This window comes from Wolbachia endosymbiont (group A) of Ophion costatus, assembly GCF_963969245.1.
Taxonomy (GTDB): domain Bacteria; phylum Pseudomonadota; class Alphaproteobacteria; order Rickettsiales; family Anaplasmataceae; genus Wolbachia; species Wolbachia pipientis.
This window is the reverse complement of record NZ_OZ017714.1, coordinates 231,683-256,377: the sequence shown is the minus strand read 5'-3', so window position 1 is coordinate 256,377 and position 24,695 is coordinate 231,683. Positions and strand designations below refer to the sequence as shown.

The following is a 24,695-nucleotide window of genomic DNA, read 5'->3' as shown; positions in this document are numbered from 1 at the left end:
AGGCAAAAGAAACCCCGTGTTAGCTAGTTGTCACTCCCCAATCCTGCAAATTGGCGTACTATACTGTCTTAAACGACTTATAAGCGCGTTTCAGCTTGTGTAGGTAAAAACCTAGAAATATTGTGAAGACATAAGGTGCACATAGTGCAAAAAATTAAAAATAAGACGCCAACTACGTTGTTTTCTTGCTGTTTAATCTGCACAGATGAAGATAACTGAATACCTTCAGTTTCATGATAAGGGGGCTGGCGGAGTTTGTCAAGTAAGTTTTTTCGTTTCTAACGGTTGTTGCCAAAAACTATGCAAGAAGTCTATTGACAGGTGATTAAATTATAATGTAGCCTATCGCCGTATATCCGGGGGTGGGTTGTTGTGAGGGTTTTTCACTTTTTATTCTTGTTAATGTGTTTTTCTCTGTATTACTATGCGGGTTTTATATTTTCGCCCTGCCCAAAAGCTACGGTTTGCTTTTCACCTGGAGAAGATTGTGCTGTACCGATAATCAACGTAATAGATCAGTCTAAAAAATCTATCTTAGTTCAAGAATATACATTTACTCTTGGAACAGTTGCAAAATCTTTGATTAATGCTAAAGAACGCGGTGTTGATGTTAAAGTCATCTTAGATAAATCGCAACTCTACTCAAAATATAGTGTTATAAATGAATTATTTTCAGGTGGAGTACCAATTTGGATCGATGATAAGCCAAAGATTGCTCATAATAAGATAATGATTGTTGACAATCAAAAAGTCATCACAGGGTCATTTAACCTTAGTAAGACAGCTAAAAAAGGAAATGCTGAAAATTTATTAATTATTACAGATTATCCTAAATTGATTCAGCAGTATGTGAAAAACTGGGAGGCACGAATGTCACAATCTTACAAATACGCTCCCAACTAATCGAGAGCGCTTGCTCAAAATCAGTTTTAAAAACAGCAAGGGAGAGCTTTTTTGATTGATTGGCATAATGATTATGATATAATGAACTAAAAATTTAAGGAATAAAGTAATGGATTATATAAATGATGCTGCCGGTAGCTACACTGCTATTCATGATTTTTTTCAAAACAACGGTGTTGGAGATTACAAAGTTCAATGCAATTATGGTGGGGTGCCGTATGCTACTGATGAGTACGTGCATTCTGGCGATAAATTTTGGAGTAATAATTTCATAGACTCACATTTTGGCAGGGAAATAAAAATGTATCCTCAAAGTGAACTTTTAGCTAAAGAATATGCTGGAAATACGTTGCCAGTTTCAATATCACTAGATAAGGATTTAATAAAAATGAAGGAATGTCAGAAAAAAACGAAATTTGTGGAACTAGAAAGGGAGTCAGGTGATTTAGTGCATGATAAGCAAAAGTATGTAAAGTGTTACACAACAAAGCTATCATATGATGATGTACATATTTACAATAACGATAAAGTTTCAACATTTAGCATAAAATACGACGTGCCAAATGATCCGAAATACAGTTTAAATATAACATTTACAAAGGTTAATGATAATAAACCAGGATTTTGGCAGAAATTTAAAAATATGTTTTAACGTGACCATTCACTGGTTTTTACTCAATCAACCAACAACAGTTAATATCAAATTTTTATAATTAAAAAATATGCTATTTTTTAAAACTTTCATTCTCCTTGACTCTGTCAACTTCACAAAACAACTCTTGGACCAAATGTATCTGGCATAACACCTTTTGGTAACTTGCTACTTCTTTTTTTCCGCATCTCCGACAACAGCCATTGATATTCCACTACATAAGGCTTGATTTTTGGTAGATCAACTTTTTTATGAATAATACTATGCTTCTCCTTAAATTGACCATTTACCCTAAACGCTATTAGCTTCCTTAAAATTTACATTAATGCCTATTTTGCCTAAACTGAAGCGTCTTTTCCAATTTTTTCTAGCATCAACTCAGCAGCTTTTTGTTCAGCAATCTTTTTACTAGAAGCGCATGCAGAAACTTTACCATAATCTTCTATGCAAACTGATATAGTAAATTCAGGATTGTGCGCTGGTCCAGTTTGTTTTACAAGCTCATACTCTGGTAAAGGCAATTTGTTTTTCTGAGTCCACTCTTGCAGTGAGGTTTTAGGATCTTGAGGGGGGGCAAGCATGCCTTTAGCTAGCTTTTCCCAATATTGGATAATAAATTTTTCAACATTTTCAAGCCCGCCATCAATATAAATTGCACCTATTAGTGCTTCAAGCGAGTTTTCTAAATTTTTTAAGTTACATCTCCCTCCATTGCAGCGTTCACTATTATTCATGATGATAAAGCTGCCTAATTTTATTTCTTTAGCAACATTAGCAATGGTGTTGCCACAAACTAAATCCGTCTTTCTTTTTGCCAATGCTCCTTCTTTTTCTTCAGGAAATAGTTTAAACAGTGTGGCAGATACAACCATATTCAAAACACTATCGCCCAAAAACTCTAGTCTTTCGTAGCTTACAATCTGGTTTTTGCTATTCCTTTTATTTACGCTTGGGTGAGTTAGTGCCTCTTCTAATATTGCATAATTTGTAAATTTATAATCAATGATCTTAGATATTGCATCATTCAAACTCTTCATACCCATTATTTAAAAGAAAAGCACTTTCTACCAGCTTTATACCAGAGAATTAGTTTTATTTTATTAAAATAATACCACCAACTTCCAAAATTAATGTATACAACCCACCACCTCACTAATGTTACTAAATCCATCTCTCCTTATTAGTTCTGCAAGTTCTAGATTAATTTTGTTTACAACTTGAGGTCCGTGGTATATGAGAGCAGTGTACAACTGCACCAAAGAAGCTCCTGCCTTTATTTTTTTATATGCATCAGCACCACTTGAGATTCCTCCGCACCCTATCAATAATATTTTGCCCTTAGTAAATTTGTACATATCGCCCAATAACTCGGTTGAAAGTTTAAACAGCGGTTTGCCACTCAACCCACCACTCTCATTATGGTGAGAATGCAGATTATCTCTACTTACCGTAGTGTTGCTTACTGTTAATCCGTCAATCTTATATTCCAACGCAAGCTCAGCGATATTTTCTTTCGTTTGCTGATCTACATCTGGTGAGATTTTTAATATTATTGGTATGGATTTAGAATTATCAATTGATTTTCGGGTTAGAGTTACGGATTTCAACAATTCCGATAATTCTTGCTTATTGTGCAGATTGCGTAAATTAGGCGTGTTTGGGGATGAGATGTTCAGCACTATATAATTGCTCTTTCCATATACTATCTTTATTAAGTCAACATAATCGCTGATTTGGTCCTTTGATGTACTGTTTTTTCCTATGTTGATGCCAAAAATGCAGTCATCAAGCTTGGTTTCATCTATTTGTTTAAGAAAATAGTCTATTCCTTTATTGTTAAATCCCAATCTGTTAATTACCCCTTGATCTTTAATTAACCGAAAAATTCTTGGCTTTTTGTTTCCATATTGTGGATTACGAGTTACAGTACCAGTTTCAATAAACCCAAAACCAAATGAGAGCATAGGCCTTATAACTTCTGCATTCTTGTCAAAACCTGCAGCCAGACCTACGGGGCTTCTGAGCTTATTACCAAAAAAATTCACACTCAAAGATTCTGGTAGCTCTATAGGATTCTTATAAGGTATTTTCTTTAATGCCATAATTGCCAAAGAGTGAGCAACTTCGGGCGGTAGTAAAAATAGTAAATTACGTTTGTAAAACACTTTGCTTATTTTTAGTTTATTTTTTACCATGAAACGCTATAAGAGTATAACCATAACTTGAAAAGAAATTGATTTTACTATGGATAAGCTTTCTCTATAGGTTACACACTTAAAGCTACTGTTGAATTGAGCAACTTTTACAAGATATAGAGAATGAAAGAGGCCGGGACCGGAATTGAACCGGTATAAAAGGATTTGCAGTCCTCCGCATAAGCCATTCTGCCACCCAGCCGTTTTTTATGTGTAGATATCCATTATATCTTTTAGCATAGATAAAGCCTCCTCCCTTTTGCGTTGAAAAGTGTTACGTCCAATGATTGAACCATTACCGCCACCCTGCTTAATTTCTTTCGCTTCATTGTATATGTTATCTACTTCCTTCGATTCACCACCAGAAAAAACTACTATTCTTTTCCCTGCAAAACAAGACCTTTTAACATATTCAATTCTTTTAGATAATGATTCAATATTTTCTGTTTCTATTTTCTCCCTTTCCAAATATTTAGTTGGAAGTTTTACTTTTATTATATTAGCGCCAAGCAAAGCTGCCATGTGCGCAGCATAGGCAATAACATCAACTGCTGTTTCACCTTCTTTGGAAATCCCTTCACCGCGTGGATAAGACCATAGCACTACTGCAAGTCCATAAGATTTGGCTTCAGCTATGATTCCACGGGCTTCCTCCATCATATCGAAACACTTAGCAGAACCAGGATATATAGTAAATCCGACAGCTAAGCATCCCAAACGCAGCGCATCTTTCACAGAAGAGGTTATTGCCTGATCAGAGGTTAGATCCTTTGAATGTAAAGAGTTGGAACTATTAAGTTTCAAAATAAGTGGGAGCATTCCAGCATAAGTTGCAGCACCAGCTTCAATCATACCAAGTGGAGCAGCATATGCACTTACTCCCGAATCAACCGCAAGCTGAAAATGATAATGTGGGTCATAAGCATCAGGGTTAACTTCAAAACTTTTAATTGGACCATGCTCAAATCCTTGATCTACTGGCAGAATCACTAACTTGCCAGTGCCGCCAAGCTTTCCATGCATGAGAATACGAGTAAGATTTGCTTTTACCCCAGGGTTTTCACTTTCGTAGTAGCTTAGGACTTGTTTTACTTTATCACTTATCACTATAATTCAAATTGAATTTAAGTTATAGATTGTAACAAAGATGAAGTTCAATACAAGGATTTTAAACTATATCAAAAGCAATTTTATTTTTTACTTTATTCATATAGATTCTTAATTTCTTTCCTTTTATTAATTTACGATTCAGTATTTCTTCCGCTAAGTAACTTTTTATCTCTTTTTCAATAAGTCTCTCTATCGGACGTGCTCCCATTTCCTTACTATAACCCATTTGTACAAGATAAGATTTCACTTCATCCTCTACTAAGCAGTTTATGCCTTTTTGCGTCAGTTGCTTTTTCAGTTCTAGGATAAATTTATCCACAATATGCAAAATCACATCCGTACTTAAGTCGGAAAAAGAAATAATCGCATCAAGACGATTACGAAATTCAGGGCTAAAAACCTGTTCTATCGCTTTTTCACTATCACCAGTGTTAAATTTTTTATGCCCAAAGCCAACAAAACTTTTGCTGCGTTCAGCTGCTCCTGCATTAGTTGTCATAATTAAGATTATATTGGAAAAGTCAACTTTACGTCCGTAAGTGTCTGTAACACAACCATAATCCATAATTTGTAGCAATATATTATAGATATCGCTATGGGCCTTTTCAATTTCATCAAGCAACACAACACTATATTGATTGTTAGATACAGACTCTGTGAGTAATCCACCCTGATCATAACCTACATATCCAGGAGGAGAACCAATCATCCTTGATATCGTATGAGACTCAATATATTCGGACATATCAAAGCGTATAAGATTCATGCCCATGCTTTCTGCTAATTGTTTTGCTAGCTCGGTTTTACCAACACCGGTTGGCCCTGCAAAAAGATAATTTGCTAAAGGCTTATTGTAATTTCTCAACCCAGATTTAGCAATTTTAATAGAATTAACAAGAGATTCTATTGCCTGCTCTTGGCCAAAAATCACCTTCTCTAGATTAGCTTTTAAAGACTTTACTTTCTGCAAATCATCAGATTCAGATCCGCAAGGCACATTTGTAATTCTAGTAATGGTATTCTTAATATCTCTACTATTTACAATTTTACCCCTGTTTCTTAGCAATTTACAATATGCCCCTGCCTCATCAATAACATCAACCGCTTTATCAGGTAATATTCGCCCAGTAATATACTTATGCGAAAGTTCAGCCGCAGACCTAATGGCATTCTTTGTATAATATACTCCATGATACCCTTCATAGTAGTGCTTTATACCATCTAGTATCTTTATCGTTTCATTAACAGAAGATTCTTTAACATTAATTTTTTGAAACCTTCTCGCTAGTGCTTTATCTTTTTCAAAACTAGCGCTGTATTCTCTATATGTGGTTGCACCTATACAACGCAGTGTACCTCTTGCAAGCGCAGGTTTGAGTAGGTTACCTGCATCAAGAAAGCTACCACTTGTAGAACCTGCTCCAATGATAGTGTGTATTTCGTCAATAAAAAGGATAGCACCTGGTTTTGCCTCAATCGCTTTTATTATAGATTTTATTCTCTCTTCAAAATCACCTCTATAGCGTGTCCCTGCAAGGAGTGACCCTAAATCCAAAGCATAAATTATACTGGACCTGAGCGCACTTGGAACACTGTTTTCAATGATTTTGAGTACCAAACCCTCAACTATTGTGGTTTTGCCAACACCTGGATCTCCAACATATAAAGGGTTGTTTTTTCTACGCCTCAATAATATTTCTATAGTGCGATTTAATTCATAATCACGACCAATAACATAATCTATTTTTTTGCTTCTTGCATAGTCATTTAAATTTTTACAATAACTTTGTAGAATTTCCTCATCTTTTAGTAGCTCACCTTTATTTACTGTAGTAGGAGCATCATTATTTTTATCAAGTTTTACTTTATGATTAGTGGTGTATTCATCTATATCGTTAGAATATTTCATGTTAGATATGTGGTAAATCAAATTGGAATCTTTCGCACTTTGTTTCTGCAATAGATCTTCAACGTATAAATCTTGCCCAGACAAAATTTCTACTAGAACACTTGCTCCATTTATTTCTTTTTTCCCCAAGCTATGAGCCCGTATTATTGCTCTGTGTATTATGCATTGAAACATTGAGCTAGGTTTAACTCCACTGATAATCAATTCAGAACTGCTTTGTAAAAACCCTTTTATATTATTATTATAATCATTAGCCTTAATATTGCATCTTGATAGAATGTTATCCATACTGATGATTTCATCGGCTCTGATATTACATCTTGATAAAACGTAATTTACATCCACGTCTTTAGTTAACGCCAGCAATAAATGTTCTACTTTCGCATATTTAAGATTAAAATTAGAAGCAATGAATAGTGCTCTATTCAAACTTGCCTCTAAGTTTTTGGAAATCATCTCCTATTCTCTTTAAAAGTGGGAACTCATATATAATGAATAGCACACAATTATTAAAAAAATTGAAATCCAGCAGTTCGCTGTAGCCAATTTGAATCCCACTCTGGATCTACGTCATAGCACCGCAATATCTCAGCATAGATTCCGCTAATGAGTAGCGGAATGACGAGTTTTACGCTTATCAAATTGTAGGTAAATCCTATTTAATACGCTTTTTCTAGTACTCTGCTTTTCTTCTTAAATGCATTGATCTTTTTTCTACCGTATTTAGTCTTTAACGTACTTGGCCTTTTAAAGACCTTTTTGCTGTTACGTTTTTTAAATTGCACACTACAATCAAAATTTAGCTCTCCTTCTTTGTCTGCCAGTGCAGGCAGTCTTCTCTTATCTTGAGGTGTAACAAAAGACAGCGCATACCCTTCAGCTCCAGCGCGTGCAGTTCTACCTATACGATGAATATAGTCAGCTTGCGATTGTGGTGCATCATAATTGATAACATGTTGAATGTGGGGAATATCAAGGCCGCGAGAAGCAACATCTGTTGCAACCATGATTTGATTACGGCCACGACGAAAAGAATTAATGACCCTCTCGCGCTTGTGCTGCCTTAAATCACCATGAATTGCTAAAGCGCTATAGTCATCTTTGTGCAATCTGTTAGCTAGCTGATCCGCTCCTCGCTTTGTTTTGACAAAGATAATGATTGATCCTTCGCGCTGACATAGTTGTGTAACAAGCTTTTCATATTTTTCTGATTCTGATGCATAAACAATTTCTTGCTTAATTTTTACAGAAGTTGTAGCCTCACAATCAACAGAAATACGTTCTGGTCGATTAAGGTACTTCTCAGCAAGTTTTACTATATCTCCAGGAAGAGTTGCAGAAAACATAAGAGTTTGCCTTATTTTAGGCAAATGCTTCATAATTTCTTCAATCTGAACTCCAAAGCCCATATCAAACATACGATCCGTTTCATCAAGCACAAGAACGCTAACATTGCGAGTAATCAAAGTTTTACGCTCAATATGGTCTATAATACGACCAGGAGTACCTATTACAATTTGTGGTTTTTTCTGAAGCTGATTTAGCTGCCTAAAAATAGGCTCACCACCAATCAACAAAGCGACCCTTAGTGCAGAATTTTGAGATAAGAGTTTTCTTATCTCATTTGTTACCTGATGCGCAAGCTCTCTGGTTGGCACGATGACTAAAGCTGAACCAGTGTTAGGCTCATTCAGCAACTTAGCAACCAACGGAATAGCAAATGCTAAAGTTTTTCCAGTCCCCGTTTGAGCAGATCCGAGAATATCTTTACCTTGTAGCGCTAAGGGAATCGCTTGTATTTGAATCGGAGTTGGGACGAAAAGATTATTTTTATCTAGAGCTTGTCTAAGTGAAGCTGGGAGACCCATCTCATGAAAATTATTCACAATACGTTAATCCTGTTAAAAGACTTCATAATAGATTAATCTTCCAATCTTAAATTTATTGCAGATTTTTTATCTTCTCCGTTTCTACCGCGCTCCTCTTTAACCTCATAACTCACCCTTTCTCCTTTTATTCCCTTCTCTTTATTCTCTCCTTTAAGTGCCTCAGGTCTTATTCCCGAACGTTCCAATGTGCTAATATGTACAAAAACGTCACCCCCTTTACCTTCTGGCTTGATGAAACCATAGCCTTTTTCGGCATTAAACCATTTTACATTACCAAATTCCATTTAAACAACTCCTAAATTATTAACTAACATTACTAATGTGATGAAAAACTTTGAAATTACGATTGAGAATGCTTTAAGCTTAGCTATTGAAACTAAACCTTTATACTCCATAGTCTATTCTTAACATTACATGACAATAATACACAATTGTTGTACTTGATGCAAATAAATTTTTTAATCGTTAAGCGAACCTGCAACCGTCATTTCGCTAACTTTAATCGTTGGTGAATTAAATTGCCCACAAAAAGTTAGATCATCTGCAACGACTAAATTGCTAAACATATCCTTCAAATTGCTAGCAATGGTAATCTCATGTATTGGATACGTTATTTTTCCATTTTCTATAAAAAATCCGGAAGCGCCTTGGCTGTAATCGCCATTGATTAAATTGACACCAAAACCAAATAAATCAGTTACATATATTCCCTCTTTCACTTCCTGAATTAATTCTTCAAACGATACATCACCATTCTCAATGTAGAGGTTACTAGCTGCAGGAATAACTGCAGCATTACTTGCACGAGTTGCACTTCCGGTTGTTTCTGAGTCTAATTTTCTAGCCGAGTATAAGTCTAAAATCCAATTTTGTAATATTCCGTTTTTTACAAATATATTTTTCTTGCTAGTTATCCCTTCTCCATCAAATGGTCTCGATGCTATGCCTCTTGGCAACAATGGATCATCGATAATATTAATTCTATCGTTAAAAATCTGAGCGTTTAAACTACCCCTCAAGAAAGAACTGTTGCTTATAATACTGCTCCCGTTTATAGCAGAAGCAAAACTTTTTACTAGCCCTTTTGCTGCTCTTTTTTCAAAAATAACTGGAAATTTACCAGTTTTCATTGTACGTGAATTCAATTGATCAACTGCTCTTTTTGCTGCTTCTTTTCCCATTAACTCTGGCAACTTTAAATCACTAAAATTACATGCTATATCATAATCGTAACCAACCTTCATTTCACTTTCTCTTCCAGCAACAACAGAGACCTGATTAGCAAAGGTTGATTTACTAAACGAGCCAATAAAACCAGAAACAGTCGATAATACTGTATTCACTAAAGCGTATGAAGAAGAGGCTCCTTCAGAATTAGTGATACTCTTATGTGCAAGGGCTGAATTTTCTGCAGCTTCAGCAATTTCTTTTAGGTTATCAACGGTTACAACATTATTATCTGAGATACTTAAATCTGCAGAAGAGATATAATTACTACCATTTACAGCAAAATTAATGCAAGGATCTTCTGGCGCATTCTTTGCCATTTCTACCACTTGGCTTACTGTATCACTCAGATTATTCAAATCGTTTGTAGAAATATACGCAGCTTTGTTTTTACCTGCTATAGCTCTGATTCCTACAGTGCAATTTTTAGATTGTGATATTTGCTCAATTTTTGATAGACGCTGAGAAACTGAAGTCTTATTAGTTTCATATATTGTAACTTCCGCATCTTGATTTTGCTTTTTTATTAGTTTAGTAATATCTGCTGCAATATTTAATATATTCATTTTCTATTCCTTAGATTTCTATAAAGATTCTGCACCACCTATAACTTCAATTAAATCAGTCGTAATCGCTGCTTGACGAGAACGATTATAAAGCAATGCTAATTTGTTCAGTATCTCTTTAGTGTTTCTGTTTGCTGATTCCATAGCAACCATTCTAGCACTATTCTCACTCGTTGCACTTTCAAGTAAAGCAGAGTAAAGAGCAATTACAACGTAATCTTGAACCAAAGATTTTAAAATAAATTCAATATTTTGTGGTTCATACTCATAGCCGTAATCTGTTGTTGGACCAGCCAGAGAGCTATCAATCAAGGATGAGTCTTTACTCCATGGTTTTATTGTTTCCAACATTGGTTTTTGCGTGAAGGTATTATAGAATTTACTATAAAAAACTTTAACTTTATCGTATTTACTTAAATCTATACCATCAACCAAAGCTTCTACGTGCTTTAACGTGATTCCCTTACTATTTTCAATTTTTAAGATACTTTTAGAGTCAAATCTATTTTTACCTACATCAAAAGCTTTTTTACCAAGAAATACAATATCTACTTTTTTGCCATTTGCGATTGACTTATTTACACGCTCTTGACTAAATTTGACAATAGAAGAGTTAAAGTTGCCGCACAAGCCACGATCAGACGCAATAATGAATACTAGGTAAGAACCGTCGTTACTGACATTTAGAATTTTTGCCAGTAATTCTTGATCAACTGATAGCATTAATGAAAAAATAATGTTATGCAGCTTAGATACATATAATTTTGAATTTAATAACTTCTTTTGGCTTTGTAACAACTTTGCTGCAGAAACCATTTGCATTATTTTCGTGGTTTTCTGTACAGACCTAATATTCTTAATTCTTAAGGATAATTCCTTTAAGCTCTTCATTTTGTATACAACCCTGATTTATTAAAATATATAACTGTTAGTGTCTAAAAGCAAGTTTTTTTGACATTAAAACCAAGTCTAGCTAAGAAACTTGCAGGTTTATTGTTTGGAGATAAGGATTATATTAAGAAAGTGCTCTAACTTCAGCAATATCAATGTGAAAGTAGCCTAATGGTAATTTCTACACTTTGTGGAATTTTATAATATATAATAAACACAATTAAAACTATTACAACTTGAACACTTATGATCCCATTGTTCTAGTTCCCTGTTACAATTTTTACATTTCCAGCCTGGATCAGGCAAAGCTTCTGAGCCCATCTTGTTTAGCCAATAAATTACCTTGTCCTGTTCTTGCAATGTAACCTTGAGTTGTATTACAATAAAGTAGATTGACATGTAATTAGCTTTTTTCATAGCAGTGTCTAAATATTGACTTGCAAGATCATATTTACCTGAACTCATTGAGGACAAAGCAAGTAAACAGTAACTAAAATAATAATCAGGGCGTAAGTTGTATAGTCTTTCAGCACCTTTACTATTTAAATTGATGTACATTTTAGCTGACTGAGGAGTAGGATTTACTGTATACTCTGCCTCTAGCACTGCAGAAGCTTTTCTGATTTTTCCAAGTTTAATATATAATTCTGCCTTTAAATAATTGATGGGCTGAAAAATTGCACTATAACGTTGTGCTCTAAATAAAGACTTTATAGCCTCCTTAAAATTTCCTTTACTTTCATATTGCTTTCCTAAAGCGCAATAAAACACTGCAAACATTTCTTTATGATCAAAGGGGAGAAAAATATTGGACTTAACTGCTTCCTTCAACCTCAAAATTGCATTAATCCAATCTTCTTTCAATATGCCATGCTCTATTTGAAAGGGAATAGATAGCATTTTATCGTTAATTGAACTAGAGCAATATTCTATAAATTTTTGAAAGACTACTTTTTCTTGTTTGAGGTGGACAATCAGCTTATTGGCTAGAAGTAGAGCTAAGTTACGATTTTTATTTGCAATATTTGTTAAACCGTTACTGAAAAAGCTGTAATTTCCCGTCTTACCTGAGTTAAAGAGCTTTATTAAAGACAACCTATCGCTCTCCTCACTCAGACTTTTAACTAGCTTTTGGGCATTCTCTATATTGTCTAAGTCTATGCTAAAGAAAGCTTCAAAGAGAAGCAATTCTTCCCTATCCCTTCTTCTATTTCTTATGTTGGCAAATGTTGATGAAATGGAGGAAAAAAAGCGTACAAGTGTAATTAATAAAAATAATAAAACTACACAAGTAAAAATAATGAAATATAGATCAATACTTATAGTGTAATTGCCTAATTCCAATTTTATTACTTCACCACTTACCTTGACCCATATACCAAATAAAAACGAAAAAGCGAAAATTATAAAATAAATCATGAGATATATTGTAATAAGTGATGATATATTGTTGAAATATTCTTAGAAGCTACAATAAAACCATTCAATTTATTCAGCCATGGCTTGAATTCTGAATGCGTTAAATTGCTTACTGTAACAGTTATATTTTGCCAATCATTATCATTTATTGACTCCTCAATTTCTGCGAATTTTACTCTTAATGGATCATTTCGGTCGTCTACCTTTATCCAGTTTGAAATGATTTTTTTAGACAATGTACTTTTGTTGTAATCGATAGTATCAATAGTTTTTTCAAAAGATAACTTCAATTCGTGTAAGGTATTTATCTCTTTCAAATTTTCTAATTCATCTACTGCATTTTCTATCTCTGGATCGTCAAGCTCTGATATCAAAGGCTTTATTGAATTTATATGGTTATCAAATTTTGCTTCTCGCAATAACGAATTCTTCATTTTAACCACAAGTAATAGCAATTTTGCAAGGTTCTTACATCTTGAGTTATTATCACCTTGCTCACATTGAGTATGCTGACTTCTCTTGAGGTCAAATATCTTTTTTTCTATTCTAGATTGATTAACTTCAAGCAACATTCTAAATTCATCCATGTTTTCCGTTAAAGCTTTCACATTGTTTTCACTCTCTTGCTGATTTATTTTTAAAAAGATTATGTTATTTATTGTGATGTAACCGGTAAATAACAATACAATTAAGAACCAACCTATGTACTTTTGCTGAGTATCATTCATAACGTAGTATCTCCGCAGGATCTTGTGCAGCTGCCTGCAATGCAGGAGCAATTGTCGCTAAAAATGATAAGAATAATGCAAGTGCAGAAATGTTCACTACATCTTGAGGAACTAATATCATTGGCAAACTTGAAAAAAAGTATATCATAGGATCAAACAGCTTGACGTTAGTAATGTTTTCTAAAAACACTCTAATGCTTTCGATATTGAGAGAAAAAACGACACCTATAATACAGCCAAGACAAGTTCCCGTAAAACCGATTAATAGACCACAAGCGCAAAATATACGCATAATGCTTCCACTTGTTGCACCAAATGTACGCATAATTGCAATCGCGGATTTCTTTTCTTGCACTATCATCATTAAATTTGAGATAATATTAAACGCTGCTACAACTATAATCAAAGTGAGAATTAAAAACATCACATTTCTTTCAGTTTTTAAAGCACTAAAATAATGGCTTTGCTGTGATTGCCAACTTTCAGCTTCCATTCCTATTTCTTTTTCTATAGCATCTGCCAGCTTATCAGCTCTAGTAACGTCGTCTACAAGTACTTCTATATTTTTTATGCTATTTTTATAATTAAAAAAGGCTTGTGCTGATTTTAGAGGCATATATATCAAGGTATTATCATACTCAAACATACCCATATCAAATATTGCTATAACTTTATATTTTTTCATTCGCGGCATTTCACCAAGTAATGCATCAAATTCTTCAGATGATATAAACGTAATTTCGTCGCCATAGTCAATGTTCAAAACTTCTGCTAAGCGTGCTCCTATTATTATCCCTTCATCAAATTTTTTTACATCACCTATAATTACATTATTTGTAACGGCAGTACTATCAAGCAAATCTTTAGTTGACACACCTCGCACTACGCTACCTGCAATTTTACCATTTGCTACAATAATAACTTGATCATTGGTCATAGGAGTAGCTTTTAATATACCAGGAATTCTCTCAATAGATTTTGAAACTGCGTAGTAATCTGAATTTATGTTCCTATCAAAATAAACGTTAATATGGCCATCAATGCCAAGTATTGAGTCAAGCAACTTTGCTCTGAATCCGTTCATCACAGACATCACCACTATTAGTGTTGCAACTCCAAGGGCAATGCCGATAATAGAGAACAAAGTCATTATAGAGCAAAATCTGGCATTTCTTGCTCGCAAATAGCAAGCAGCCATAGTAATTTCAAAGGCAATGGACATTACAAAATATTTTGAGGTTAGACATTATATTTTTGAAACTTCGTATAATTGTAGACTTTTCTTTATTTAAAAACTAGAGATTTTTGCTTCCTTAAATTTAGCAGACTTATAGAGTATCTTTAACATTAGAATTTCAAAATCTTCCATATACATCATCCAACCTCACTATATCATTATCAGATAAATGCTCTCCTATCTGAAATTCAACTATTTCAAGTGGAGAGCTTGTGCTTTTATAACATAGAAAAAATCAAGAATATTATTGGGTTTATTCAATAAGTTATAATTCTTTCCTTCCATAATTTTCAAATTGTACAACTAGTTGCTTTACATTTACATCTGTGAGAAGAGCATTTTTGCTAACATGAGGTCTCGGATCAGATTTTGCTGATAAGGGATTCATCTGAGATATTTCATCCCTCATTGGAAATAAGCGAGATTGGGAAGCAACTTTTGGTGATGGCCTAGTTTTTTTCTCCACATCTATATTCACTTGTGCAACAGGAGGGGTCCTGCTTTCAATAGTTTGCGCATTAGGACTTTCTTTTGCTTGATTTTGTTTGAATTTTTTTCTTATCTCTTGTACTTTAATATCGATATTATAATTAATTTCTTTTTCCATAGAAGATACTACCATTTCTAGCTTTGTGCTTGATTTTTGATCAGTATGACCTAACTTTTTAAGTTTTAGTGGTAATTCAGGTTTATCTTTAGTTGATTTAGGAACAGTTCCTACTACTTTTGGTTTTTGTCTAACTTCTTGACCAGCAGTAAACATTTTTTTTGGCAATGGGGGTGCTATTGATGATTTTGGCAATATTGGAGGTTTAGATTGTTGTTTTTGTTTAAGTTCTCTTTTTGCTTCCATATGTTCTTTAGGAACTGTTACATAAATTAGCTCTTCTCTAGGCGATTTTGAACTTTGTGAATTTTCTGTTAAAATTTTACTCTTCTTCTCTTGATAATTTGATATCTCTTTGTATCCAGGCTTTTCATCTAATGAATTTCCATGGCCTGAATCATTATAATTAACTTCTACTTGTCTATCTTCTTTTAGAAAACTGCGTTCTGGCTTTTCTGGAGCTATTGCAATATTTCCTCTTTCAACTTGCTCCAAACCTGAAATTTTACGATAAGCCTCTAGATATTCAAAGATTGTCATTGAAGTAGGAGGAGGTAATTTATCAATAAAACTACTTATATTCTTAACTGGAACATTTCTTCCCGAGATTCTATTCAATATTTCCTTTAATATCTTAAGACCTGATGGCTTTCCATTCATCGATTTTACATAATCAATTGAGTCACTACGTATAACAAACTTAGCTACATCTTCTGCCTTATCTGTAAAACGCTTTAATGCCTGAGATAAATCCCTTACCGTTTTATTATAATGTCTAATAGTTACTAACTCATCTCTTGCTTTTATAGCTTCTTTAAGGAAACCGAGATTTTCTCTATAATTGTCACTTTTAAATGGATCCTTCATATTAATTACAACTCATTATTTATTAAAATATGGGTATAGGTTTAAAATATTAAGATTTAGTAAATATTATTTTTTACATAAAGCAGCTATACCCATATTATAAATTGCCAACAAATGCATTTATGGCGTTACCATATTCTTCCATATACATCATCCAATCTCACTATATCATTATCAGATAAATGCTCTCCTATCTGAAATTCAACTATTTCAAGTGGAAAGCTTGTGCTTCTATTTTCAATCCTATGGGAAACTTCCCTTGGGATTTCTATCATATGGTCCTTTGCTATAGCATATTCTTTGTCTTCTAAACTAACATATCCAACTCCTGATAGCACTATATGGTATTCATCTCTATAGTGATGGAATTGCTTAGAAGTGCAGCTTAATGGATTGATAAAAAGATATTTTATAAGAAAATTTTCGCTCATTAAAATTATACTACAAAATCCCCATGGTTTAACTTCTTTCCTTATCACCTTTACTTTCTTAACTTTATGAATAAATGAAATTAGACTTTTGTTTGGTTGCTTACAAGCTCCACTCAATAAATTTTTATTACTTTCTGTCGTTGAAACTGGTTCTTTTTCTCTAATCACATGCTGAAATGATGCCGGTTCTTTACTAAACTTCTCACTCAATTCTAAAACTGAATTCCAAGTTCCAACATCCAACCAATCGAAATTAGCTTCTATCATTGCAACGTTTTTTGCTTTCTCCATCACCAAGTAATCAATGGATATGCCTTCAATTCCTGCAAAATCTCGTTGTTTTAAATACAGAAATCTCTCTTGCGGTGTGAAATATTTAAAACATAAATTGTAAAGATTCGGGGCAGATTTTTTAATCTCATCTATGTAGCGTTTTGCTTTAAACACAAATATTCCAGAGTTTCAATAATGATCGTTACTTAACTTACGCTCGGGCTTTTCTGTAAAATCTTTCACTATATGACATTTTTCTTTCTGATCATATACTGCATTTATATAGCCGTATTCAGAATTGAATTCATGAGGCTTAACCCCAAAAGTGACTATAGAGTTAGTTTCAGAGGCTAACTTAGACGCTTTTTGAGTAGAAGCATAAAAACTATTCAAATCACCTATAAAATGGTCTGAAGACAGAATTAACATTGTCTCGTTTTCATTGCAGAGAAGTGCAGCAATTAATATTGCCGCTGCTGTTCCAATTTTCACTGGTTCGAAAATCACTTTATATTCTTGCAGTGCATGCAATTCCTCCATCACTAATGACTCGTACTGTATATTTGTAGCAATTATGGGCGGCATATAATCGCTTTTTAGCCTCAACAAAGTGTTGTGAAACATAGTGTTCTGACTAAATATTTTCTGAAATTGCTTTGGCTTAGATAAAGGCCAAAGTCTGCTACCACTACCACCACACAATATTATAGGGCGCATTTAGTTAAGATATTAATTAAATAATTAATATCTTATACTGAGGGCAAAATACATGCAAGTTTTTGTTGTGGAATAGTTAATAAAGAAAGTAAATGTTGATTTAAAGTAATTGCGAATGAGAGTGATCATGTGTAGCGCCTTGCCCTTGCTGTGAATTTCTTCTATTTTGTAATTCCTCAACATGACCTTTTCTTTTATCACTTAATATTTCATTACCCTTATTTTGTTCTTCCTCAGGACTCTTTAGTATTTCATTACTCTTGCTAACTTCTTTATCATCCCCTTGTTTCTTTGGCCTTCTAGCGTTAAGCTCATCCCATGTGCCCACTAGTGAATCACGATTCCCATGATCCGGCTTTAGCCTTTCTTCACCTTTAATAACATTAAAGTCACTTTTTGCTTCTTCCCAACATCCTTTCAATTGGTGTTTCCACATAATAAAGTAAGCATCACCATATTTTTTCTCATTTGCTACAAACAATAAAATTGGGGCCTTAAGTATTGTAGCTACCATATTTACTGAATTCTTCACTGCCATCGCAGGGGTGAACAAAAGATAGCCAAAAGACTTTGCAATTGGGTTTTGTTTGCTTATTAAATGCTCCCCTAACTTTATAGGAAGAGAAGTCAACAATTTAGTACAAACTTTAGCCAAGCTTGTAGCAAAAACGATAGGAACAGATATAAGACTTTTATCTAGCTCTAGATTACCATCCTGATCTCTAATTTCTGAAAAATGGGTGCTTAGCTTCTTGTAATCACTAGTGTATAATAATTCTCCATTTCTTCCTTTTTCATCAACAACTTCCTGAACTTTACCTTCTTTATTTTTTACCTCTTTAGTTAGCACAGAAGAATTAGTTAATTCAAATGGATATTGAGGATCCTTAGTTTTTTCAGCTTCAAAAATTGGCACGTGTTTTTTCAAATCCATTCTCGAAAAGCCTAATGGCTCAAAATATGACTTATGCAACTCATTTATCGGAATTTGCTTACCCTGATTGTCTATATAATTGATAGTAAAATAAGATCTATCATTATCTTTATCTTTGGTAACTAAAGATAATCTGAAACTTGGTTGTTCTCCATTCTCATCTTTTTGACCATACAAAAGTTTATAGGTTGGATTTTTATCTTTATCTAGTATAGCATTTCCATGCATATCCCTGTTTTCTATGATTTTAGCAGACTGTACAATTTGATCATAATTTTTTGGATACTGGCATTTCCTTCCATCATACATCATTACCTTTCTAAGGTCTTCGACGTAAACTTGAGATTCAGGTGAAGTAAGCAGACCTTTTGCTTTAAGTGTAAGATCTATTGCTCCCTTTTTTAATGCTTCAAACATATTGTCAAACCAAAATCGCTATAATGCTATAGTTCAATAATAAAACTAGTACACTAATAATATATTAACACAGCACCGGTGATTTTACAAGAAAATATGCCTGTAGAAGATAAAGATTGTAAAAGCGAGGGTTATATAAGTAATGCTTGATAAGTACTTTATGCATGTAATTGTAAAAATCCTCAAAGGTACGCTGTGTATATAATCTTCGCATACTACCTGCATTCCAAGAACTGCGTGCCAAAAAATGCAAAACAACAATACAACAAAAAATAAAAGCTCTAGAGGGTGATTAATAAATTTTTCACTAAAAGACAAAGAGCTATCAGTATAAAATGTGCAAGAAAATGAATAGATAAACCAAGGAAACAGGAACAGTAAAATTACCGCAGAAACACGCTGAACCCACCAATGATGTACTGAATTTCCAGACTGACTCATATAAACATAAATAAAAAAGCCATAGTAGAAAGAAGTAGCGTTACTGTCAGCAGTATAGCACTCCTTGAAACGCCAGTAATTTCTAAATTAAGCCCAGCATCCCACAATAAATGACGAATACCATTAAGAAAATGATATACAAAACTTATAAAACATAAGACATAAGCTAATTTAGCAACAGGAGTGAATAATAATGCATTTAAGTACCTTACTATAAGTAACTCAGGAAAGTAAACATGTAATATGAAATACCAAGAAAGTATCATTAATAAAAGGAATAGCAAGATACCAGTCAATCTATGCATAGTAGAGAAAAAACTAGTAACTTGTACTTTATATATTTGTAAATGTGGAGAAAGAGGTCTATCACTCATAAAATTCCGTTATCGGGAAATTAAAATAAAGTAGAAGTAAAGACAGCAGTATAGCACATAACAACACCATCATTAAAAATGGTAAGTTATGCGCAAAGCCTAAGGAGGTAATCCAGCTGCAGATTCCCCTACTGCTACCTTGTTACGACTTCACCCCAGTCACCGATCCCACTTTAAATAACTCCCTCCTTGCGGTTAGGTCGTTAGCTTCGAGTGAAACCAATTCCCATGGCGTGACGGGCAGTGTGTACAAGACCCGAGAACGTATTCACCGTGGCGTGCTGATCCACGATTACTAGCGATTCCAACTTCATGCACTCGAGTTGCAGAGTACAATCCGAACTGAGATGGCTTTTAAGGGATTGGCTTAGCCTCGCGACTTTGCAGCCCATTGTAGCCACCATTGTAGCACGTGTGTAGCCCACTCCATAAGGGCCATGATGACTTGACATCATCCCCACCTTCCCCCAGTTTATCACTGGCAGTTTCCTTAAAGTCCCCAGCATTACCTGATGGTAACTAAGGATGAGGGTTGCGCTCGTTGCGGGACTTAACCCAACATCTCACGACACGAGCTGACGACAGCCATGCAACACCTGTGTGAAACCCGGCCGAACCGACCCTATCCCTTCGAATAGGTATAATTTCCATGTCAAGGAGTGGTAAGGTTTTTCGCGTTGCATCGAATTAAACCACATGCTCCACCGCTTGTGCGGGTCCCCGTCAATTCCTTTGAGTTTTAATCTTGCGACCGTAGTCCCCAGGCGGAATGTTTAACGCGTTAGCTGTAATACAGAAAGTAAAACTTCCCATATTTAACATTCATCGTTTACAGCGTGGACTACCAGGGTATCTAATCCTGTTTGCTCCCCACGCCTTCGCGCCTCAGCGTCAGATTTGAACCAGATAGACGCCTTCGCCACTGGTGTTCCTCCTAATATTTACGAATTTCACCTCTACACTAGGAATTCCTCTATCCTCTTTCAATCTCTAGATTAGCAGTTTTAAAAGCAATTCCAAGGTTGAGCCTTGGGATTTCACTTTTAACTTACTAATCCGCCTACGCGCCCTTTACGCCCAATAATTCCGAATAACGCTAGCCCTCTCCGTATTACCGCGGCTGCTGGCACGGAGTTAGCCAGGACTTCTTCTGTGAGTACCGTCATTATCTTCCTCACTAAAAGAGCTTTACAACCCAAAGGCCTTCTTCACTCATGCGGCATGGCTGGATCAGGCTTTCGCCCATTGTCCAATATTCCCCACTGCTGCCTCCCGTAGGAGTCTGGACCGTATCTCAGTTCCAGTGTGGCTGATCATCCTCTCAGATCAGCTATAGATCATTGCCTTGGTAGGCTATTACTCCACCAACTAGCTAATCTAATATAGGCTCATCTAATAGCAATAAATTTTTCCCCCGTAGGGCGTATACGGTATTAGTTGCCGTTTCCAACAATTATTCCGTACTACTAGGTAGATTCCTATACATTACTCACCCGTCTGCCACTAAGTTATACCATAGCAAGCTACAATATAACTCCGTTCGACTTGCATGTGTTAGGCCTGCCGCCAGCGTTCATTCTGAGCCAGGATCAAACTCTCAAATTTAGACTTCAACCTATAAAAGGTTGAGGGTACATCGGATAAATCCGACAAAAAATAATTTAGCTTAATACTGCTGTCTTTATTTCTACTTTAGAAATATTTTAATCTCCAACTATTCAAACAACTTTAAGAATATTATTATATGATATAATCACTATGTCAATATGTTTTTGCAAATCAAAAGCATTAATGTATAAATATATAACTATTTGGAATATTACCATGAAAAAATACATCTTTCTGCTTGCACTCGCGCCAATGTTAGTTGGCATCACATTATACTTATTGCGCAACATTGATAACACAAAACAATCTATAACTGCAGGTGACAAGTTTTACGAAGTATTATTCTTAAAAAAAGATAATAAGCCGCTGCTAGAAGAAATAGATTCAAATTGGGAGTATTTAGCAAATTTTGAACGCGCATTCAATCATATCTCAGATTCAATGCCAACAGACACAGCATCTATTTATAATGATTTGGCAGATGATAAAGATGCTCCTGGTGTTTTGCGTGAGTTAGCACAATATTCAGAAGTAATGAGCTTACTTCACTCCAACGGTGAAAAAATAAATAAAGACAAAATTGATAATTTAGAATCAAGCACAGTATACCCTTATTCAAGCCAAGAAGCCATCGCTATAGTAAAGATACACAATAACGACGTTCAGGGTGCAACTGAAATATTGCGTTCCCTATTAAATGATAGAAAATGCCCTATCCTAATCAAAGCTAATGCACAAGAATTACTCAGGATATATGGGAGTTAACTCATTGGACTTTTTGCATAGCTTTTGGCAGCGCATTGGATGAAACGAAAAACTTCCTTGACAAGCCTCGCCAGCTCCCTTATCATAAAACTGAAGCTATTTATTTATCTTCGCAATCTGTGCAGGTTAATGACAAAAAACTTAGGGTATTTGGCGTCTCATGTTTAATTTTTCGCACTACGTGCATCGCATGTCTTTAAAAATTCTGGGTTTTTACCTATATAAGCCGAAACGCGCTTACAAAGCGTTTAAGACAGCAAAAAACGTCAAATTGACAAGGGAGAATTTGAATGCTAGCTACTACGGGGTTTCTTTGCCTTTTTTCCTGCTTAGTAAATTTCTTAAACACTTGCGGTGTAGGTTAGTTGCAAGTTAAAAGCAGCTAAATCGCTCTTAATCAAGCGTTTTAGAATAAAAAAAACGCCGATATTTTAGTACATGGTAAGTAGCCAACCACCACGGGGTTTCTTTTGCCTTTTTTTTCATTTGGTAAATTTTTTAAATATTTATGGCTAAAGATTGCACGAATGTTGCAATTACAAAAACGATTTCTACTAGGGTATCACGCACTGGGATGACACCATTCTTTTTCCTGGATCCAAGTAGTCAGGGCACTGGGATGACAGCTACCCTGACAATCGTCATCCCGCTGCTTGTTAGCGGATACCGCGGCGGTATGACGTAGAAGTTATACTTTTATGCTTACCAACTTAATAAAATTCCTGGATTCCAGTGTCAGCTACTTTCATGACACCAACAGTTGATATTGGTTTGTTGCTTTGCTAGCCAACTACTAGCTATGCCTCAAGTTTCCTATTCAAAATTTTCAATATCAAATCCAATTCATTTGGATTATCATACCGTATCATAACTTTACCCTTAGAATTGTTGTCATTAATTTTGATCTTTAAACCAAGTTGAGAAGATATAGCGCCTTCTATTACTGTCATATCTTGATTTCTAGTATATCTCTGCTCTTTTTGATTGTTGTTTTGATGTAGGTCCTTTATCAGTTTTTCAGTTTGTCTAACGCTTAAGCCCTGAGAAACTATTTTTTCTGCAATACTTTCCGCATTTTCAACATTAATCAACGCTCTTGCATGACCCATAGACAATTTTTTCTCATTGATCATTGTTTTCACCCTATCAGGGAGCAACAACATCCGAATCATATTGGTTATGTGGCTGCGGCTTTTGCCTATAGCTGAAGCTAATTCCTCATGTGTATAGAAAAACTCATCTATCAGTTTTCTGTAAGCTTCACCTTCCTCTATTGGATTAATATCTTGCCTTTGTATGTTTTCAATAATGGATACTTCCAAGCATTCCTTGTCGCTCAGATCTTTTATGATAACCGGTGCACTATCAAGATTTGCAATCTTGCTTGCTCGCCAACGACGTTCTCCAGCTATTATTTCATAACCATCATCATTTGAATCTTTGCGTACCACGATAGGCTGTATAATGCCACTTTTCTTTATCGAATTTGCAAGTTCTCTTAATGACTCCTCGTCAAAATGTTTCCTCGGTTGAAATTTGCTTGGGTGCAGTAATGAAATAGGCAAGTGCTCTTGTCGATCTTCTTTATTATCATAATTATCGCCTATGAGGCCGGCAAGACCTCTGCCGAGGCGTCTATCATCCTTCATACTACGCCCTCGCTTACTAGTTTCTTCTCCTTACAACTGCTCGCGTGCTTTTTTAAAATTTCCCTTGCCAAACTTATATATGCTTGTGCACCAGGACACTTAAGATCATACACAATAGCGGGTTTTCCATGAGAAGGCGCTTCTGATAACCGTACGTTACGTGGAATAACAGTCTCATACAATGGGATGATAGTTTTGTATACTTTATCATTTAAATACTGGCAAATATCGTTTTTAATCTGTTCACTGAGTTTGTTGCGCCTGTCATACATTGTTAACACTATCCCTTCTATTGCCAAAAAAGGGTTTAGGTTATTTCTTTTTATCAGCTCTACAGTTTTAACTAAATGGCTCAATCCCTCCAAAGCAAAAAATTCACACTGAAGAGGGACAATAATAGAATTAGCAGCAGTCAAAGCATTTATGGTTAGAAGCCCAAGTGATGGAGGGCAATCGATGATTATATACTCATAATTATCGCGTATCTTCTCTAATGCGCTTTTTAGCACAAATTTTCCTCGCTCAAGTTGCGATAATTCAATTTCTGCAGCTGATAAATCAACTACTGACGAAATTAGTGATAAATTTGGAATTTCCTTTATATTGAAAATTGCCGATTCTATCAATCTATTTTCGCTGCTTAGTAGTATTTTGTATATGTTTTTTTCTTCCCTACTACGATAAGAAATCCCGAGTCCGGTGCTAGCATTTCCTTGAGGATCAAGATCTACCAATAAAGTGCTTTTTCCTACAGCAGCAAAGGCTGTCGACAAATTTATACTAGTTGTGGTTTTGCCAACTCCACCCTTTTGATTTACTATTGCAATAATCTTGCTCACGCCTTTTATCTTATGTATAAAATAATTCTATTGTATATATGCAAGAA

The 24,695-nt window shown here is 34.9% G+C and carries 21 protein-coding genes, 1 tRNA gene, 1 rRNA gene and 1 pseudogene; 3 read left to right on the top strand and 21 right to left on the bottom strand.

The annotated features are described in order from the left end of the window. The first annotated feature begins 402 nt into the window (after nt 1-402). Both AACH21_RS01335 and AACH21_RS01330 read left to right on the top strand, forming a co-directional pair. Nucleotides 403-903, top strand: coding sequence for a phospholipase D family protein (locus tag AACH21_RS01335; protein ID WP_006279912.1), 501 nt, complete (start codon nt 403-405; stop codon nt 901-903). Between the two features lie 109 nt (nt 904-1,012). Next, nucleotides 1,013-1,555, top strand: coding sequence for a hypothetical protein (locus AACH21_RS01330; RefSeq protein WP_006279913.1), 543 nt, complete (start codon nt 1,013-1,015; stop codon nt 1,553-1,555). A 338-nt stretch (nt 1,556-1,893) separates the two neighbouring features. Here AACH21_RS01330 and rnc read toward each other — a convergent pair whose 3' ends face one another. The 19 genes and pseudogenes from rnc to AACH21_RS01230 form a co-directional block, all read right to left on the bottom strand. Continuing rightward, a complete protein-coding gene (gene rnc / locus AACH21_RS01320; RefSeq protein WP_264373631.1) occupies nt 1,894-2,592 on the bottom strand; it encodes a ribonuclease III in 699 nt (232 codons plus the stop codon). A 90-nt stretch (nt 2,593-2,682) separates the two neighbouring features. Then, on the bottom strand, nt 2,683-3,750 hold the full coding sequence (locus tag AACH21_RS01315) for a quinone-dependent dihydroorotate dehydrogenase (RefSeq protein ID WP_077188430.1): 1,068 nt from the start codon (nt 3,748-3,750) through the stop codon (nt 2,683-2,685). A gap of 130 nt (nt 3,751-3,880) precedes the next feature. Then, nucleotides 3,881-3,952, bottom strand: a tRNA-Cys gene (locus tag AACH21_RS01310). Nucleotides 3,953-3,957: 5 nt separating this feature from the next. Next, on the bottom strand, nt 3,958-4,854 hold the full coding sequence (locus AACH21_RS01305; RefSeq protein ID WP_038228077.1) for a class I fructose-bisphosphate aldolase: 897 nt from the start codon (nt 4,852-4,854) through the stop codon (nt 3,958-3,960). Between the two features lie 64 nt (nt 4,855-4,918). After that, nucleotides 4,919-7,225, bottom strand: coding sequence for an AAA family ATPase (locus AACH21_RS01300; RefSeq protein ID WP_236514322.1), 2,307 nt, complete (start codon nt 7,223-7,225; stop codon nt 4,919-4,921). A 203-nt stretch (nt 7,226-7,428) separates the two neighbouring features. Next, on the bottom strand, nt 7,429-8,655 hold the full coding sequence (locus AACH21_RS01295) for a DEAD/DEAH box helicase (protein WP_010963123.1): 1,227 nt from the start codon (nt 8,653-8,655) through the stop codon (nt 7,429-7,431). A 35-nt stretch (nt 8,656-8,690) separates the two neighbouring features. Next, nucleotides 8,691-8,942, bottom strand: coding sequence for a cold-shock protein (locus AACH21_RS01290; protein ID WP_006279919.1), 252 nt, complete (start codon nt 8,940-8,942; stop codon nt 8,691-8,693). 174 nt (nt 8,943-9,116) lie between these two features. Then, complete coding sequence (locus AACH21_RS01285; protein WP_010081974.1) at nt 9,117-10,451, bottom strand: TldD/PmbA family protein; 1,335 nt, start codon at nt 10,449-10,451, stop codon at nt 9,117-9,119. An 18-nt stretch (nt 10,452-10,469) separates the two neighbouring features. Next, a complete protein-coding gene (atpG, locus tag AACH21_RS01280) occupies nt 10,470-11,342 on the bottom strand; it encodes an ATP synthase F1 subunit gamma (RefSeq protein WP_010081973.1) in 873 nt (290 codons plus the stop codon). Between the two features lie 198 nt (nt 11,343-11,540). Beyond that, nucleotides 11,541-12,761: a heme biosynthesis protein HemY gene (locus AACH21_RS01275; protein ID WP_338482620.1), complete on the bottom strand. Its 1,221-nt coding sequence runs from the start codon at nt 12,759-12,761 to the stop codon at nt 11,541-11,543. Continuing rightward, nucleotides 12,758-13,489 carry a hypothetical protein gene (locus tag AACH21_RS01270; protein WP_038250643.1) on the bottom strand — a complete coding sequence of 244 codons (732 nt, stop codon included), beginning with the start codon at nt 13,487-13,489 and terminating at the stop codon, nt 12,758-12,760. The genes AACH21_RS01275 and AACH21_RS01270 overlap by 4 nt, the downstream gene beginning before the upstream one ends. Continuing rightward, nucleotides 13,482-14,711 carry a lipoprotein-releasing ABC transporter permease subunit gene (locus tag AACH21_RS01265; protein WP_006279924.1) on the bottom strand — a complete coding sequence of 410 codons (1,230 nt, stop codon included), beginning with the start codon at nt 14,709-14,711 and terminating at the stop codon, nt 13,482-13,484. Before AACH21_RS01265 ends, AACH21_RS01270 begins: the two co-directional genes overlap by 8 nt. A 280-nt stretch (nt 14,712-14,991) precedes the next feature. Next, nucleotides 14,992-16,200 carry a hypothetical protein gene (locus AACH21_RS01260; protein ID WP_077188429.1) on the bottom strand — a complete coding sequence of 403 codons (1,209 nt, stop codon included), beginning with the start codon at nt 16,198-16,200 and terminating at the stop codon, nt 14,992-14,994. A 128-nt stretch (nt 16,201-16,328) separates the two neighbouring features. After that, nucleotides 16,329-16,631, bottom strand: coding sequence for a phosphomannose isomerase type II C-terminal cupin domain (locus AACH21_RS01255; RefSeq protein ID WP_338482799.1), 303 nt, complete (start codon nt 16,629-16,631; stop codon nt 16,329-16,331). 252 nt (nt 16,632-16,883) lie between these two features. Further along, nucleotides 16,884-17,621 (bottom strand): annotated as a pseudogene (locus AACH21_RS01250) (mannose-1-phosphate guanylyltransferase); the annotation flags it as partial. 100 nt (nt 17,622-17,721) lie between these two features. Continuing rightward, nucleotides 17,722-18,972, bottom strand: coding sequence for a hypothetical protein (locus AACH21_RS01245; protein ID WP_338482619.1), 1,251 nt, complete (start codon nt 18,970-18,972; stop codon nt 17,722-17,724). Between the two features lie 84 nt (nt 18,973-19,056). Then, entirely contained in the window at nt 19,057-19,413 is a 357-nt protein-coding gene (gene sdhD, locus AACH21_RS01240; RefSeq protein WP_010963113.1) for a succinate dehydrogenase, hydrophobic membrane anchor protein, read from the bottom strand. Beyond that, nucleotides 19,410-19,787 carry a succinate dehydrogenase, cytochrome b556 subunit gene (gene sdhC, locus AACH21_RS01235; protein WP_338482618.1) on the bottom strand — a complete coding sequence of 126 codons (378 nt, stop codon included), beginning with the start codon at nt 19,785-19,787 and terminating at the stop codon, nt 19,410-19,412. The genes sdhD and sdhC overlap by 4 nt, the downstream gene beginning before the upstream one ends. A gap of 100 nt (nt 19,788-19,887) precedes the next feature. Next, a 16S ribosomal RNA gene (locus tag AACH21_RS01230) occupies nt 19,888-21,392 on the bottom strand. A 153-nt stretch (nt 21,393-21,545) separates the two neighbouring features. On the opposite strand from AACH21_RS01230, the gene AACH21_RS01225 reads away from it, so the two are divergent. After that, on the top strand, nt 21,546-22,160 hold the full coding sequence (locus AACH21_RS01225; RefSeq protein WP_338482616.1) for a hypothetical protein: 615 nt from the start codon (nt 21,546-21,548) through the stop codon (nt 22,158-22,160). A 797-nt stretch (nt 22,161-22,957) separates the two neighbouring features. Here the strand turns inward: AACH21_RS01225 and AACH21_RS01220 are convergent. After that, a complete protein-coding gene (locus AACH21_RS01220) occupies nt 22,958-23,809 on the bottom strand; it encodes a ParB/RepB/Spo0J family partition protein (RefSeq protein WP_006279814.1) in 852 nt (283 codons plus the stop codon). After that, on the bottom strand, nt 23,806-24,648 hold the full coding sequence (locus AACH21_RS01215) for a ParA family protein (RefSeq protein WP_077188426.1): 843 nt from the start codon (nt 24,646-24,648) through the stop codon (nt 23,806-23,808). The genes AACH21_RS01220 and AACH21_RS01215 overlap by 4 nt, the downstream gene beginning before the upstream one ends. Between the last annotated feature and the right edge of the window lie 47 nt (nt 24,649-24,695).